This is a genomic window from Microbacterium hydrocarbonoxydans (assembly GCF_023715885.1).
Classification (GTDB): domain Bacteria; phylum Actinomycetota; class Actinomycetes; order Actinomycetales; family Microbacteriaceae; genus Microbacterium; species Microbacterium hydrocarbonoxydans_C.
On the sequence record NZ_JAMBOY010000006.1, the window covers coordinates 46,998 to 62,866 of the forward strand.

15 protein-coding genes are annotated in these 15,869 nt (G+C 68.5%); 2 read left to right on the forward strand and 13 right to left on the reverse strand.

The features are described 5' to 3' along the window. Positions 1-37: 37 nt before the first annotated feature. On the reverse strand, positions 38-1,216 hold the full coding sequence (locus M3195_RS14815) for a glycine C-acetyltransferase (protein ID WP_251588725.1): 1,179 nt from the start codon (positions 1,214-1,216) through the stop codon (positions 38-40). Continuing rightward, a complete protein-coding gene (tdh, locus tag M3195_RS14820; protein ID WP_251588727.1) occupies positions 1,216-2,259 on the reverse strand; it encodes an L-threonine 3-dehydrogenase in 1,044 nt (347 codons plus the stop codon). The genes M3195_RS14815 and tdh overlap by 1 nt, the downstream gene beginning before the upstream one ends. 81 nt (positions 2,260-2,340) lie before the next feature. Here tdh and M3195_RS14825 point away from each other — a divergent pair, with 81 nt between their 5' ends. Beyond that, positions 2,341-3,243, forward strand: a complete 903-nt coding sequence (locus M3195_RS14825; protein ID WP_251588729.1) for a LysR family transcriptional regulator — start codon at positions 2,341-2,343, stop codon at positions 3,241-3,243. Further along, positions 3,240-5,288, forward strand: coding sequence for a M3 family metallopeptidase (locus M3195_RS14830; RefSeq protein WP_251588730.1), 2,049 nt, complete (start codon positions 3,240-3,242; stop codon positions 5,286-5,288). Before M3195_RS14825 ends, M3195_RS14830 begins: the two co-directional genes overlap by 4 nt. Positions 5,289-5,298: 10 nt before the next feature. Here the strand turns inward: M3195_RS14830 and M3195_RS14835 are convergent, their stop codons facing one another. The 11 genes from M3195_RS14835 to tig form a co-directional block, all read right to left on the reverse strand. Continuing rightward, positions 5,299-6,024 carry a Type 1 glutamine amidotransferase-like domain-containing protein gene (locus M3195_RS14835; RefSeq protein WP_251588732.1) on the reverse strand — a complete coding sequence of 242 codons (726 nt, stop codon included), beginning with the start codon at positions 6,022-6,024 and terminating at the stop codon, positions 5,299-5,301. Beyond that, positions 6,021-6,572 carry an NUDIX hydrolase gene (locus M3195_RS14840; RefSeq protein ID WP_251588734.1) on the reverse strand — a complete coding sequence of 184 codons (552 nt, stop codon included), beginning with the start codon at positions 6,570-6,572 and terminating at the stop codon, positions 6,021-6,023. Before M3195_RS14840 ends, M3195_RS14835 begins: the two co-directional genes overlap by 4 nt. A gap of 2 nt (positions 6,573-6,574) precedes the next feature. Then, positions 6,575-7,843 (reverse strand): ATP-dependent Clp protease ATP-binding subunit ClpX, encoded by a 1,269-nt coding sequence (gene clpX, locus M3195_RS14845; RefSeq protein WP_096715609.1) that lies wholly within the window; start codon positions 7,841-7,843, stop codon positions 6,575-6,577. Positions 7,844-8,078: 235 nt separating this feature from the next. Beyond that, positions 8,079-8,930 carry an aldehyde dehydrogenase family protein gene (locus M3195_RS14850; protein WP_251588736.1) on the reverse strand — a complete coding sequence of 284 codons (852 nt, stop codon included), beginning with the start codon at positions 8,928-8,930 and terminating at the stop codon, positions 8,079-8,081. After that, positions 8,927-10,369 (reverse strand): aldehyde dehydrogenase family protein, encoded by a 1,443-nt coding sequence (locus M3195_RS14855; RefSeq protein WP_251588738.1) that lies wholly within the window; start codon positions 10,367-10,369, stop codon positions 8,927-8,929. Before M3195_RS14855 ends, M3195_RS14850 begins: the two co-directional genes overlap by 4 nt. A gap of 9 nt (positions 10,370-10,378) precedes the next feature. Next, positions 10,379-11,377 (reverse strand): deoxyribose-phosphate aldolase, encoded by a 999-nt coding sequence (gene deoC / locus M3195_RS14860; protein ID WP_251588740.1) that lies wholly within the window; start codon positions 11,375-11,377, stop codon positions 10,379-10,381. Then, complete coding sequence (locus M3195_RS14865; protein ID WP_251588742.1) at positions 11,374-12,309, reverse strand: sugar-binding transcriptional regulator; 936 nt, start codon at positions 12,307-12,309, stop codon at positions 11,374-11,376. Before M3195_RS14865 ends, deoC begins: the two co-directional genes overlap by 4 nt. 153 nt (positions 12,310-12,462) lie before the next feature. After that, the gene (locus tag M3195_RS14870; RefSeq protein WP_096715614.1) at positions 12,463-13,104 is read right to left on the reverse strand and encodes an ATP-dependent Clp protease proteolytic subunit; all 642 of its coding nucleotides are present in this window, start codon (positions 13,102-13,104) and stop codon (positions 12,463-12,465) included. 19 nt (positions 13,105-13,123) lie between these two features. Next, a complete protein-coding gene (locus M3195_RS14875) occupies positions 13,124-13,714 on the reverse strand; it encodes an ATP-dependent Clp protease proteolytic subunit (RefSeq protein ID WP_096715615.1) in 591 nt (196 codons plus the stop codon). A gap of 81 nt (positions 13,715-13,795) precedes the next feature. Further along, positions 13,796-14,290, reverse strand: coding sequence for a tetratricopeptide repeat protein (locus tag M3195_RS14880; RefSeq protein WP_251588743.1), 495 nt, complete (start codon positions 14,288-14,290; stop codon positions 13,796-13,798). A 78-nt stretch (positions 14,291-14,368) separates the two neighbouring features. Next, positions 14,369-15,838, reverse strand: coding sequence for a trigger factor (gene tig, locus M3195_RS14885; RefSeq protein WP_251588744.1), 1,470 nt, complete (start codon positions 15,836-15,838; stop codon positions 14,369-14,371). Between the last annotated feature and the right edge of the window lie 31 nt (positions 15,839-15,869).

The following is a 15,869-nucleotide window of genomic DNA, read 5'->3' on the forward strand; positions in this document are numbered from 1 at the left end:
TGCAAGCATTTCTTTGCAAATGGATCTTTGCGACTGGTCAGCTCACGGCTGCACGCGCGGCGACGAACGCCGAGACGCACTGCTCGACCTGCTCAGGGGTGTGGGCTGCCGACAGCTGCACGCGGATTCGCGCGAGCCCGCGCGGCACCACCGGGAAGCTGAACGCCGTCACGTACACACCCTGGCGCTGCATCTCGGCGGCGATGCGCGCGGTGAGGGCGGCGTCGCCGAACATCACCGGGATGATGGGGTGCTCCCCCGGCAGGAGGTCGAAACCCTCCTCCGTCATCCGCTCGCGGAAGAGGGCCGCGTTCTCTCGCAGCCGAGCCCGCAGATCGGCCGATCCCTCGACGAGGTCGAGAGCCGTGAGCGTACCGGCGACGATCGACGGCGCCAGCGTGTTCGAGAACAGGTATGGGCGCGAACGCTGGCGCAGCAGCGCGACGACGTCGGCGTGCGAGGCGACGTAGCCGCCGGACGCGCCGCCGAGAGCCTTGCCGAACGTACCGGTGTATATGTCGACGCGGTCCGCGACTCCGCACAGCTCGGGCGTGCCTCGACCGTTCTCCCCCACGAAGCCGACCGCGTGGGAGTCGTCGACGAAGACGAGCGCGTCGTACCGCTCCGCGAGGTCGCAGATCTCGGCGAGCGGTGCGATGTACCCGTCCATCGAGAACACGCCGTCCGTGACGACGACACGGAAGCGGGCATCGGATGCCGCCTTCAGCTGCTCCTCGAGATCGGCCATGTCGCGGTTCCGATAGCGCAGGCGGCGGGCCTTCGACAGCCGGATGCCGTCGATGATCGACGCGTGGTTCAGCTCGTCGGAGATGATCGCGTCCTCCGCGGAGAACAGCGTCTCGAAGACTCCGCCGTTGGCGTCGAAGCAGGAGGAGTAGAGGATCGCGTCATCCGTGCCGAGGAAGCCCGCCAGGCGGCGCTCGAGCTCGAGGTGCTGCTCCTGAGTACCGCAGATGAAGCGCACGCTCGCGAGACCGTAGCCCCATTCGTCGAGCGCCGACTTCGCGGCGTCCAGGATCCGCGGGTCGTCGGCGAGACCGAGGTAGTTGTTGGCGCAGAAGTTGAGAACCTCCTCCCCGTCCGCGGTGATCTCGGCCCGCTGCGGACCGCGGATTCCGCGCTCGCGCTTCGTGAGGCCGGCCTCGTCGATCCCGGCGAGCTCCGCCGCCACATGCTTCCCGAAGGTCCCGTACATCACAGCTCCGTCCAATCGAGGATGATCTTTCCCGTGCCGGCGGACTCCGCCGCCGCGAAACCGCGCTCCCAGTCTCTCGCCGGGAGCACATCGGCGATGACGCGGCCGATCGACTCGCGCAGCGTCGCGCTCGTCTGCAGCATCGCGCCCATGGCGTTCCATGTCTCGAACATCTCGCGGCCGTAGATGCCCTTGATCGTGAGCATGTGGGTGACGAGCTTGCCCCAGTCGATGCCGAAACCGTCGCTGGGAAGGCCCAGCATCGCGATGCGTCCTCCATGGTTCATGTTCTCGATCATGGCCGGAAGCGCGGAGGGAGCCCCGCTCATCTCGAAGCCGATGTCGAATCCCTCGCGCATGCCGAGGGTGTGCTGGGCGTCGCGGATGTCGCGCTGCGAGACGTCGACGACCTCGTCCGCGCCCATGAGGGTCGCCATCTCGAGCCGTGGCGCACTCACATCGGTGGCAGTGATGAACCGCGCTCCGGCGTGCCGGGCCACCGCGATCGCCATGAGGCCGATCGGCCCGCATCCGGTGACCAGCAGGTCCTCGCCGACAAGCGGATAGGTGAGGGCCGTGTGCACCGCGTTGCCGAGCGGGTCGAAGATCGCGCCGAGCTCGGGCGTGACGTCGGCGTGATGCACCCACACGTTCGTCGCCGGCAGCGCGAGGTACTCGGCGAACGCTCCGTCGCGCTGCAGACCGAGGCCGATCGTGCGGATGCACATCTGCCGTCGACCCGCCCGGCAGTTGCGACAGGTACCGCACACGATGTGCCCCTCACCCGAGACGCGGTCGCCCACCGCGATGTCGTGCACGAGCGGTCCGACCTCGACGACCTCTCCGTAGAACTCGTGACCGGGGATCAGCGGGGCGTCGATCGCCGATGCGGCCCAGTCGTCCCACCGGTGTATATGCAGGTCGGTGCCGCAGATACCGGTGCGAAGCACGCGGATGACCACCTGGTCGGGCGCGGCGACGGGATCCGGTCTCTCGACGAGTTCCAGGCCGGCGGCGCGTTCACCCTTGAACAGAGCTCTCATGTATCGATCACATCGCGGCGGACGATTTAGAACAAGACGACATCTCTGCATAGTCCGTGTAGCGCTCACTAAGCTATGGATGTGGAGATCCACCAGCTGCAGATTCTGCGTGAACTCGGCGCCCTCGGCAGCGTCGCCGCGGTCGCCGATGCCCTGTCGGTGACACCGTCCGCCGTGTCGCAGCATCTCGCCGCCCTGCAGCGCGGCTTCCGCACTCCCCTCACCCGGAGGGAGGGTCGGCGTCTCGCACTCACGGCCGCCGGGCAGGTGCTCGCTGCCGCGGGCGCCGAGGCGATCGATGCGATCGCGGCGGCGCGCACCTCGATCGACGACTTCGAGAGCGACCCCGCCGGAATCGTCACGGTGAGTGGATTCCACAGCGTCGGTCAAGCCCTCTTCGGCGAACTGTTCCGCGAGCTCGGCGATGACGCACCCACGGTCGAGCTCACGGATGAGGACGTCGCGCAGAGCGAGTTCCCCGGTCTCACGGCTCGCTACGATCTCGTGCTCGCCCACCGCATGGAGCACTCCGCCCCGTGGCCCTCGCAGGGGATGCGCAGCATGACGCTCGTGAAGGAGCCTCTCGACGTCGCGGTCGCGGCAGCGCACCCGCTCGCCCACCGCTCGCGCGTGACGCCGCTCGACGTGGTCGACGGCCCCTGGGTGACGAGCCGAGCCGGCTACTCCCCCGACGACGTCCTCGCGGCAGTGGCGGCGGTGGCCGGTCGACCCGTCGAGATCCGGCACCGCATCAACGACTACGGCGCCGTCGCCGCGGTCATCGCCGCAGGAGGGGTCATCGGCATGCTGCCCCGCTACACCTCCCGCACGGTCGACGACCACGACATCGTGAGGCTGCCGCTGCGCGGAGTGTCGACGCATCGCCTCATCGACGTGCTCGCCCGTCCGGAGAATCTGCGCCGCCGCTCCGTACGTCTGGTCGTCGAGGCCCTCGAGCGCGCGATGGCTAGGCTCAGAGGATGACCGACGCCCCCAACCCGCTGCTGCAGCCGTCGACTCTCCCGTACGGACTCCCCGACTACACCCGCATCCGCCCGGAGCACTATCTCCCGGCGTTCCGCGCCGCGTTCGACGAGCACCGCCGGGAAGTCTCCCGCATCACGATGGTGCGCTCGATGCCGACGTTCGAGAACACCATCGAGGCACTGGAGCGCTCAGGCGAGCTGCTCGAGCGCGTCTCGCACGCGTTCTACACCGTGAGCTCAGCCGACGCGACACCCGAGATCCAGGCCGTCGACGAGCAGCTGGCCCCCCTGATGGCCGCTCACCACGACGCCGTGACGCTCGACGGCGCACTGTACTGGCGCGTGCAGCAGGTCCACTCGCAGCTCGACGACCTCGACCTCGACGCGGAGCAGCGGTACCTCGTGGAACGCCACTACCGCGAGATGACGCACGCCGGTGCGGCGCTCGACGACGAGGCGAAGGCACGACTGACCCTCCTGAACCAGCAGCTCTCGACGCTCAGCAACACCTTCGAGCGGAATCTGCTCAATGACACCAACGACCTGGCCGTCGTGTTCGAGACCGAGGACGAGCTCGCGGGACTCGGCGCGGGCGAACTCTCCGCGGCGGCGCGCTCCGCCGCGGAGCGCGGTGTCGACGGCTACGTGGTCTCGCTGCCCCTCTTCACCGGCCACCCGTATCTGTCGCAGCTGAAGAATCGCGAGTCGCGCCGGCGCATCATGGAGGCGTCCCGGAGCAGGGCGTCGCGGGGCAACGCGAACGACAATCGATCCGTGCTCATCGAGATCGCCCGGCTGCGCGCGGAGCGCGCGGCGCTGCTGGGGTACCCCTCGCACGCCGCGTACGTCACGGCCGACGAGACCGCCGGCACACCGGAGGCCGTCGAGCGGATGCTGCGCGAGCTCGCCGCACCGTCGGCGCGTAACGCGTCCACCGAACGGGCCGCGCTGCAGGAGATCGTCGACGAGCTCGAACCGGAGCCCTTCCCCGTCGAAGCCCATGACTGGGCGTTCTACACCGAGAAGGTGCGCGCGGCGCGCTACGACATCGACACGGCGGCTCTTCGGCCGTGGTTCGAGGCCGAGCGGGTGCTGCACGACGGCGTGTTCTTCGCTGCCACCCAGCTGTACGGCGTGACGTTCGCGGAGCGCGCCGACCTCGTGGCGTACCACCCGGGCGCCCGAGTGTTCGAGGTGCGCAATGACGACGGCTCGGAGCTCGGGCTGTACGTCCTCGACCTGTACACGCGCGACTCGAAACGGGGCGGCGCATGGATGAACCCGATCGTGAGCCAGTCACGACTCCGCGGCACGCGTCCGGTCGTCGTCAACAATCTCAACGTCCCCCAGCCCGCGGACGGCGAGCCGACTCTGCTCACGCTCGACGAGGTCACCACCCTGTTCCACGAGTTCGGTCACGCCCTGCACGGATTGTTCGCTGTGGTCACGTACCCGCACTTCGCCGGGACCAATGTCTTCCGCGACTTCGTGGAGTTCCCCAGCCAGGTGAACGAGATGTGGATCCTGTGGCCCGAGGTCCTCGACAACTACGCCCGTCATCACGTCACGGGAGAGCCCCTGGATGCCGCGGTCATCGAACGTCTGCGCTCCGCCGAGACGTTCGATCAGGGGCACGCCACGAGCGAGTACCTCGCCGCCGCATGGCTCGACCAGGCGTGGCACCGGATCGGCCCGGACGAGAGCGTGACCGACGCGGCGGCGTTCGAGGCATCGGCCCTGTCTGAGATCGGCCTCGACGACCCCGCCGTCCCCACCCGGTACTCGTCCGCGTACTTCGCCCACGTCTTCTCCGGCGGATACAGCGCCGGGTACTACTCATACATCTGGAGCGAGGTGCTCGACGCCGACACCGTCGACTGGTTCCGAGAGAACGGCGGCCTGACCAGGGAGAACGGCGACAGGTTCCGACAGCGGCTTCTCGGCGTGGGCGGGTCGAAGGATCCGCTCGAGGCCTACCGGGACTTTCGGGGACGGGATGCCGAGATCGCCCCGCTCCTCAAGCGCCGCGGGTTGACGCCCTGAGTCAACTGTGTCAGCCCAGCGTTCGCACCTCGATGGGGTCCTCGATCACGCCGTCTCCCCCGCGGCGGACGCGGAAGGCCGTACGCCCCGCCCGCTCGGCGACGGCATCGGTCAGCACTCCATCGCGGAACACGAGCGCGGTGAAGTCGTCGGCGGCGTATCCGCCCGCGAGGTCCCCGCGGCGCACCCAGTCGAGGTACTGATCCCGCCGACCCGGTTCGCCGAGATAGTGCGGGCAGGCGCTGCCCTCGATGAACCCCAGTCCGTCGCGCAGCGGAGCGAGCGGTCCGAACGAGTCGGTCGAGCTCTGGTCGAACCAGCAGTTCATCCCCGCGCTGATCCCTGCCAGGATCGTTCCGTTCTTCGCGGCCTCGCGGAGGATGGCGGGGAGCCCGTGCAGACCCCAGACGGCGAGCAGGTTCGCGGTCGACCCACCGCCGACGTAGATCACGTCTTGATCCAGCAGGACCCGCGGATCGCGGTACCCGTGCGGCGGAGTGGCGAACAACGACAGCACCGAGGTCTCGGCACGACCCGCGAACGCGTCGGCGAAGCGGCGGCTGTAGTCGGACGAGTCCCCGCTGGCTGTCGGCACGAGGCACACCCGTGGCCGGTCCACACCTGTCAGATCCAGGAGGTGGTCGTCGAGAGCGGAGCCTCCCTCATCCGACATCGAGAACCCGCCGCCCCCGAGCGCGACGACGGTTCCGAGAGCTGCAGGTTGCCGGGTCGTCATCGTCCGGCCGCCGTGGTCTCCCGAGCGATCCAGTCTCTGGCCTTGAACCAGGTCAGCTGGTGGTAGCTCTGACGCAGCTGCTCACCCAGTGTCTCCATCGGCAGGATCTGCACCGAGATCGTCTCGTTCTCGTCGGGCTCCGGGTCGCCGACGACACGGCATCCTCGAGCGAGGAAGTGGTGGACTCGGTTCGTCTGGTGTCCGAAGTTCGCCCACGTCGCACCGAGGTCGACGATCTCGGCGGAGGCGTAGCCGGTCTCCTCGCGCAGCTCCCGTGCGGCCGCTGCAGCCGGGGTCTCGCCGACTGCGACCCCGCCGCCGATCGTGCCCAGTGCGATCACCCCTCCGCCGTGACGGTACTCGTCGACGACGATCGCCTGGCCGTCGCGATCGAGCGCCAGGACCGACACCCAGTCGGGATACTCGAGCACGTAGTACGGCGCGATCGACCGACCGCCGCTCGCACGGCAGTCATCGGCCCGGAGGCGGATCCAATCGTCCTCGACGAGCACGCGTCGGGAGAGGACCTCCCACGGCTCCGGTCGCACGATCAGGCGCTCTTGCGCTTGCGCTCCATGACGATGGTGGGCGGCGCGCCCTCTTCGACGGCCGCGCGGGTGACGATGACCTTGGCGACGTCTTCGGCCGAGGGGATCTCGAACATGATCGGCCCGAGCACGTCTTCGAGGATGGCGCGCAGCCCGCGGGCGCCTGTCTTGCGCTCGACCGCGAGGTCGGCGATCGACCGGAGGGCATCATCCTCGAACTCGAGCTCGACGCCGTCGAGCTCGAACATACGCTGGTACTGCTTGACCAGGGCGTTGCGCGGGCCGGTGAGGATGTCGATGAGAGCATCCTGGTCGAGCGGCGACACGTTCGTCACGACGGGGAGACGACCGATGAACTCGGGGATCAGGCCAAACTTGTGCAGGTCTTCCGGCAGCACCTCGCTGAACAGGTCGAGATCCTTGCCCTTGTCGTGCAGCGGAGCGCCGAAGCCGATGCCATGCTTGCCGACGCGCGCCGAGACGATGTCCTCGAGTCCGGCGAAGGCTCCCGCGACGATGAACAGCACGTTCGAGGTGTCGATCTGCAGGAACTCCTGGTGCGGGTGCTTGCGACCGCCCTGAGGCGGGACCGACGCGACCGTTCCCTCGATGATCTTGAGAAGCGCCTGTTGCACGCCCTCACCAGACACGTCGCGCGTGATCGACGGATTCTCGGCCTTGCGGGCGATCTTGTCGACCTCGTCGATGTAAATGATGCCCTGCTCAGCGCGCTTGACGTCGTAGTCGGCTGCCTGGATGAGCTTGAGGAGGATGTTCTCGACGTCTTCGCCGACGTAACCGGCCTCCGTGAGCGCGGTGGCATCGGCGACCGCGAACGGCACGTTCAGACGCTTCGCCAGCGTCTGCGCCAGGTACGTCTTGCCGCAGCCCGTCGGCCCGATGAGCAGGATGTTGCTCTTGGCGATCTCGACGCTCTCGGCCTTCTGCTCTGCCGGCTGCAGCGTGCCGTGCGCGCGGATGCGCTTGTAGTGGTTGTAGACCGCTACGGCCAGGGCCTTCTTGGCGGGCTCCTGTCCGACGACGTACTCCTCGAGGAAGGAGAAGATCTCGCGGGGCTTCGGCAGTTCGAAGTCCGCGGTGCCCTCTGCGGACGATTCCGCCATGCGCTCCTCGATGATCTCGTTGCACAGCTCGACGCATTCGTCGCAGATGTACACACCGGGGCCAGCGATGAGCTGCTGCACCTGCTTCTGGCTCTTCCCGCAGAACGAGCACTTGAACAGGTCAGCGCTTTCACCGATACGGGCCATGCGCGTCCTCCTCGAGGGATCCAGAGATCGTCTACTGAGCCTAACCGGTGCATCCGACACAGGGACGCATTGGCGCGTGCCCGGGGCTCCGCGAGTTCGGACGCCGCTCCGTCGGCGCAGAGCGGATGCGGCATCTGTCACTCGACGCCCCTGCTGATCGCCGAAGCCCCTGCTTATTCGCGTGAATCAGCAGGGGCTTCGGCAGCAGACAGGGGCGTCGGCTCGCGAGCGGGCGTCAGACCATGCTCTTGGTGTGCCAGACCGTCTTCACCTCGGTGAACGCGGCGATCCGCTCGGGCGAGGCGGCGACAGCTCCGGGCGCCAGGACGCGCTTCAGCGTCTCGGCGGCGGCGATCTGCATGTCGACCCAGTCCAGATCCCCGGCTCCGGCGAGATCGAGCGCGTTGACGTCCTGGTGCGAGGCGAGCCACGGCGCGATCTCGGCCGGCGATCCCGTGAGCACGTTCACGACGCCACCGGGCACGTCACTCGTCGCGAGCACCTCCGCGAGGCTGATGGCCGAGAGCGGATGCCGCTCGCTGGCGACCACGACCACGGTGTTCCCGGCGACCAGCGCCGGGGCGACGACCGACACGAGGCCGAGCAGCGCGGAATCCTGCGGAGCGACGATCGCGACGACGCCGGTGGGCTCGGGCACCGAGATGTTGAAGTACGGACCTGAGACCGGGTTCGCGTTGCCGGCGACCTGCGCGTACTTGTCGCACCAGCCCGCGTACCAGACCCACAGGTCGATCGCCTCGTCAACCTGGGCGGACGCCGCCGACGACGAGAGCCCCTCCTGGGCCGAGATCTCGTCGATGAACTGCGCGCGACGACCCTCGAGCACCTCGGCGACACGGTAGAGCACCTGGCCGCGGTTGTACGCGGTCGCGCCCGACCAGCCCTTCACCGCGGCGCGCGCGGCGACGACGGCATCCCTGGCGTCCTTCCGCGACCCCTTCGCCGCGTTGGCGAGGAACGCGCCCTTCGCCGAGAGAACCTCGTAGGTGCGTCCGGACTCGCTGCGCGGGAACGCCCCGCCGATCGCGAGCTTGTACGTCTTCGGAACACTGAGTCGCTTGCTCATGCTGCGGCCCCCTTCAGGTACGCGGTGAGACCCTGGCGCCCGCCTTCGCGGCCGTAGCCGGACTCCTTGTAACCGCCGAACGGGCTCGACGGGTCGAATCGATTGAACGTGTTGGCCCAGACGACGCCTGCGCGCAGACGGTCGGCGACCGCGAGGATGCGGGAGCCCTTGTCAGACCAGATCCCCGCCGACAGGCCGTACGGGGTGTTGTTCGCCTTCGCGATCGCCTCTGCCGGAGTGCGGAACGTGAGCACCGACAGCACGGGGCCGAAGACCTCGTCGCGAGCGATCCGGTGCGACGCCTCGACGCCCGTGAAGATCGTCGGCGCGAACCAGAATCCCTTCTGCGGGATCGCGCAGTCCGCGGTCCAGCGCTCCGCGCCCTCCGCCTCGCCGATGTCGCTGAGCTCCCGGATGCGGGCCAGCTGGGCCGCCGAGTTGATGGCCCCGATGTCGGTGTTCTTGTCGAGCGGGTCGCCGAGACGCAGGGTCGACAGGCGGTTCTTGAGCCGGTCGATCACCTCGTCATGGATCGACTCCTGCACGAGCAACCGGCTGCCCGCGCAGCACACGTGCCCCTGGTTGAAGAAGATGCCGTTGACGATCCCCTCGACGGCCTGGTCGATGGGGGCGTCGTCGAACACGATGTTCGCGGCCTTGCCGCCGAGCTCCAGCGTCAGCTTCTTGTTCGTGCCGGCGACGGCGCGCGCGATGTCGCGCCCCACCCCCGTCGAGCCCGTGAACGCGACCTTGTCGACGTCGGGGTGACGGACGAGCGCAGCGCCGGTGGCTCCGGCGCCGGTCACGATGTTCACGACACCGGCGGGGAGGTCGGCCTGCTGGAGGATCTCGGCGAAGATCAGCGCCGTGAGCGGCGTCGTCTCGGCCGGCTTCAGCACCACGGTGTTGCCGGCCGCGAGGGCGGGCGCGAGCTTCCACGCGAGCATGAGCAGCGGGAAGTTCCAGGGGATGACCTGGCCGGCCACGCCGAGCGCGCGCGGGTTCGCACCGAGGCCGGCGTAGTCGAGCTTGTCGGCCCAGCCCGCGTAGTAGAAGAACCAGGAGGCGACCAGCGGCACGTCGACGTCGCGGCTCTCCTTGATCGGCTTGCCGTTGTCGAGGCTCTCCGCGACGGCGAGCTCGCGAGCGCGCTCCTGCACGAGGCGCGCGATGCGGAAGAGGTACTTGCCGCGGTCGCGTCCACTCATGCGCGACCACGTCTTGTCATAGGCGCGGCGCGCGGCGGCGACCGCACGGTCGATGTCCTCGTCCGTGGCCGAGGCGATCTCGGCGATGCGGGACTCGTCGGCGGGAGAGATCGAGGTGAAGCTCGCGCCGGAGCCGTCGACGAACTCGCCGTCGATGAACAGGCCGTAGCTGTCCTTGAGGTTCAGCACGGCCTTCGACTCCGGTGCCGGAGCGTATTCCAGGAATGACATATCTCGTCCTCAGTCGATCGTGACGTAGTCGGGGCCGGAGTAGTGGCCGGTGGTGAGCTTCTGCCTCTGCAGCAGCACGTCGTTGAGCAGGCTCGACGCACCGAAGCGGAACAGGTGCGGCTGCAGCCACTCCTCCCCCACGGTCTCGGCGACGGTGACCAGGTACTTCACCGCGTCCTTCGACGCGCGGATGCCGCCGGCCGGCTTCACGCCGATGCGCTGCCCGGTGCCGCGGTACCAGTCGCGGACGGTCTCGAGCATGAGAAGCGTGGTCGGCAGGGTGGCCGCGGGCTGCACCTTGCCGGTCGACGTCTTGATGAAGTCGCCTCCGGCCAGGATGCTGAGCCACGACGCCCGCTTGATGTTGTCATAGGTGTTCAGCTCTCCCGTCTCGAGGATCACCTTGAGCGATGCGTAGGAGCCGTCAGCGCGGCGGCAGGCTTCCTTGACCTGCGCGATCTGGTCGAAGACGAGACCGTAACGGCCGGCCAGGAATGCGCCGCGGTCGATGACCATGTCGATCTCGTCGGCGCCGGCGGCCACGGCCTCGGCGGTGTCGGCCAGCTTGATGGCGAGCGACGAACGCCCGCTCGGGAAGGCCGTGGCGACGGCGGCGACGGAGATCAGGCCGTCGTCAGGGTCGCCGTGCATCGCTCCCAGCGCGTCGACGGCGTCCGGCACCATGTCTCCGTACACGCACACGGCGGCGACCTTCGGGGTGGTCTGGTCCGCGGCATCCGGGTTCTTGGCCTTCGCCACCAGCGACCGCACCTTGCCGGGCGTGTCAGCGCCCTCGAGCGTGGTGAGGTCGATCAGCCTGATGATCGTGTCGAGCGCCCATGCCTTCGAGGTCGTCTTGATCGACCGCGTCCCGAGTCCCGCTGCGCGCTGTTCGAGCCCGACGGCGACGCCGGGGAGTCCGTGCAGGAAGCGGCGGAGCGTCGCGTCGTCGGGTTCTCCGCCGAGCACGTCCACCGCCGATCTGCGGCTGAGTTCTTGGGTCGTCATCGTTCCTCCAACAATGCTCGTGCTGTGGTCTCGTCTGTCACCAGGACGCTGCACAGGCCGTTGGCCACGACCGTGCGCGCGATGTCGTGCTTGGCCTCGCCCGCGGTGACGAAGATGGCTCGCTCCGCCTCGCGTAGCCGTGCGAGGTCGACGCCGACCGTGCGCGAGTCGAGCTGCGGGTCGACGATGTTGCCGTCGGCGTCGATGTAGCGCCCGAGCAGGTCGCCGACGGCGCCGCGGCGGGCGAGCTCCTCGACGTCGGATGCCGTCAGGTAGCCGTTCTCGACGTGCGCGGAGCTGGCGTCGCACGGACCGGCGGTGAAGAGGAACGCCTGAGCCTGGCCGGCCTCCTCGAGCACGGTGGCGACGGTGCGGTCTGCTTCGATGGCCTGCTTCGTCTCGACGCGCTCGAGGATCGCGGGGCTCGGAAGCAGCGACACGTGCCCTGAGGCGCGCTGCGCGATCGTGACCGCGAGTCCGGCAGCGCCCCCGGAACGCCGGTTGAGGCTGACTCCCCCGTTGAGCTGCACGACCGTGACGCCGGTCGCCCAGCCGTCGGGCAGGGCCTCCGCGACCGCGCGGAGTGTGCGCCCCCAGCTCACGCCGAGCGTGCGGGGCACGGGGCGCATGGCGCTGAGGTAGTCGGCGGCGGCCTGCGCTACGCGCTCCAGGGTGCCGTCATCGCCGTCGGGTGCCGGGACGACGACGGCCGCGGACAGACCGTACCGCTCGACGAGGTCGCGCTCGAGACCGAGGCGACGGGCGCGCGGGTGGATGATCTCGATACGGACGATACCGCGCTCGCGCGCCTGCGTGAGCAGACGTCCGACCTTCCACCGGGAGAGCTTGAGGAGGGCGCCGATCTCGTCCTGCGTCTTGTCCTCGTCGTAGTACAGCTCGGCGACTCGCACCATGATCAGTTCATCTTCCACGGCATCCTCCTTCCCCGTCCAGGGTACGTCGGAATCACCGTTCGCGCATCCGCGTGCTCATATGAGCAGAAGTGTCGCACCGCTCCGCGCATCCGCAGGAACGAGAAGAGGACGCCGGCCCGTGGGCCGACGTCCTCTCGTGGACGACCGTGGTCAGGCGCGCTTGCGCGAACTGAGCACCTGGTCGACGATGCCGTACTCGTGAGCCTCGGCAGCCGACAGGATCTTGTCGCGGTCGATGTCACGGTTGACCTGCTCGACCGGCTTGCCGGTGTGGCGGGCCATGGTCTCCTCGAGCCAGGTGCGCATGCGAAGGATCTCCGCCGCCTGGATCTCGATGTCGGAGGCCTGTCCGTGGCCGGCCTCGCCCATCGCCGGCTGGTGCATGAGCACGCGGGCGTTGGGCAGCGCGAGGCGCTTACCAGGAGCGCCCGCCGCGAGAAGCACGGATGCCGCGGACGCGGCCTGGCCGAGCACGACCGTCTGGATCTGCGGCGCGACGTACTGCATGGTGTCGTAGATCGCGGTCATGGCCGTGAACGAGCCACCGGGCGAGTTGATGTACATGGTGATGTCGCGCTCGGCGTCCTGGCTCTCGAGCACGAGCAGCTGCGCCATGACGTCGTCGGCCGACGCGTCGTCGACCTGTACGCCCAGGAAGATCACACGGTCTTCGAACAGCTTGTTGTACGGGTCCTGACGCTTGAAGCCGTAGGCCGTGCGCTCCTCGAACTGCGGCAGGACGTAGCGGCTGGAAGGCAGGTCACCGGCGGAGCGGAAGGTGGGTGTGTACATGAAGATTCCTCTCGCTCTCTCAGTTGGCGTCCGTGCCGCCGCCGCCGACGACGTCGGTGGCGGACTCGCGGATGTGGTCGACGAAGCCGTACTCGAGGGCCTCATCGGCGGTGAACCAGCGGTCGCGGTCACCGTCTTCGTTGATCTGCTCGACCGACTTGCCGGTCTGCGCGGCGGTGATCTCGGCCAGGCGGTTCTTCATCGAGACGATGAGCTGGGCCTGGGTCTGGATGTCGCTCGACGTGCCGCCGAAGCCACCGTGCGGCTGGTGCAGGAGCACGCGGGCGTTCGGGGTGATGTAGCGCTTGCCCTTGGTGCCGGCGGTCAGCAGGAGCTGACCCATCGACGCGGCCATTCCGATGCCGACCGTGACGATGTCGTTCGGCACGAACTGCATCGTGTCGTAGATCGCCATTCCCGCGGTGATGGAGCCGCCGGGCGAGTTGATGTAGAGGTAGATGTCCTTTTCCGAGTCCTCTGCGGCGAGAAGTAGGATCTTCGCGCAGATCTCGTTGGCGTTCTCGTCACGCACCTCTGATCCCAGCCAGATGATGCGGTCCTTCAACAGCCTGTCGAAGACGCTCGTCGCGAGGAGGGGTTCTGCAGCCATGTCAGCTCCTGATTCCGTGTTTCAGTGATTCGAATCTACCGGCGACAACACGGCGCCCAGGCCGTGTTCGCCGTCGGCATATCAGGTGTCGAGATCCGCGATCTCATGGGCATAGGCCGTCATCGACCGGTGGTACCGCGGCAGGTGCGCCACCAGCGCGAGCAGCGCCACAGACAGCCCGGTAGCGGGCTTGCCACCACTGGCCAGGACGAGCGCGTGCACCGTCGCGACCGCGTCGCGATACGGGCTGTCTGCCGAGCGCTCCTCCTCGGCCGTGATGACCTCGAGCGCCTCGTCGTACCGGCCGAGGTTGCGCAGTGAGCTCGCGAGCTGGATCACGCACTGCGGACGGTGCTCCTCGTCCAGCCCGAGCTCGAGGGCCCGCCGGTACAGGGCGACCGCTTCCGCGGGGCGGCCGGCGGAGTCGCGCGCGCCGGCGCGCTCGAACTCCGCTCGGGCGTCATCGCTCCCCCGCTCCGCGGCGAGGGCGTCGATCCGGGCGATGGTGTCGTCGCCGACCTCCTCGCCGGATGCCTCGGCCCACACCTCGTCGATCCGCTCATCCCAGCTCTTCATGTCTCCTCCTCGGAAGGTCGTGTGTGACGAGAAAGGGGCGGATGCCGCAGCATCCGCCCCTTTCGAGATCGCGATCGATCACTCGCCCTTGTCGGCAGCCTTCTTGGCCGGAGCCTTCTTGGCGGCGGGCTTCTTGGCCGGCTTCTCGTCGGCCTCGGCGTCGTCGTCCTTCTTGGCGGCCTTCTTCGCGGGAGCCTTCTTGGCCGGAGCCTTCTTGGCCGGCTTCTCGTCGGCGGCCTCGGCTGCCTCGGCCTCGTCAGCGGCGTCGTCGTCGGTCACGATGAAGTCGGACAGGTCGACGGCCTTGCCGTTGGTGTCGACGACCTTCACCTTGCCGAGCGCGATCGCGAGGGCCTTGTTGCGCGCGACCTCGCCGACGAGGGCGGGGAGCTGGTTCGACGACTGCAGCGCCTCGACGAACTCCTGCGGAGCCATGCCGTACTGGGCGGCCGACTGGATGAGGTACTGCGAGAGCTCCTCCTGCGAGACCTGCACGTCGGCCTGCTCGGCGATCGTGTCGAGCAGCACCTGCGTGCGGAACTGCTTCTCGCTCGCCTCGGTGACCTCGGCGCGGTGCACGTCGTCCTCGAGACGCCCCTCGCCCTCGAGGTGGTTGTGCACCTCGTCCTCGATGAGCTGCGGCGGCACGGGGATCTCGATCTGCTCGAGCAGCGTCTCGACGAGCTTGTCGCGGGCGGCGGAGCCCTGCGTGAAGACGCCCTGCTGTGAGACGCGCTCGGCGAGGCTCTCACGGAGTTCGGCGATCGTGTCGAACTCGCTCGCGATCTGCGCGAAGTCGTCGTCGGCCTCGGGGAGCTCACGCTCCTTGACCGCCTTGACCGACACGGCGACCTCGGCCTCGGAGCCGGCGTGGTCGCCGCCGACGAGGGTCGAGCGGAACGTGGTGTCCTCACCGGCGGTCAGCGACTCGATCGCGTCGTCGATGCCCTCGAGCAGCTCGCCGGAGCCGACCTCGTACGAGACGCCCTCGGCGCGGTCGATCTCGGCGCCGTCGATCGTGGCGACCAGGTCGAGCTCGACGAAGTCGCCCTTCGCTGCGGGGCGGTCGACGGGGACGAGCGTGCCGAAGCGTGCGCGCATGTTCTCGAGCTCGGCGTCGAGCGCCGCGTCGTCCGCCTCGACGGCGTCGACGGTCAGCGTGATGCCCGCGTAGTCGGGGAGCTCGATGTCGGGGCGCACGTCCACCTCGATGTCGACGAGCAGGTCGCCCGAGAAGTCCTTCTCGCTCGGCCACTCGATGATCTCGGCCGACGGACGGCCGACGACGCGGAGCTTGTGCTCGGTGGTCGCGTCGCGGAAGAAGCGATCGAGGCCCTCGTTCACGGCGTGCTCGATGACGGCGCCGCGGCCGATGCGCTGATCGATGATCGGGGCGGGAACCTTGCCCTTGCGGAAGCCGGGGATCTGGACGTCCTGCGCGATGTGCTCGTAGGCGTGCGAGATGCTGGGCTTGAGGTCTTCGGGGGTGACCGTGATGCTGAGCTTGACCCGGGTCGGGGTCAGCTTCTCGACGGTGCTGTTCGCCATGCTGGTGTGTTCTCCTTGTGATTTCCGCGCT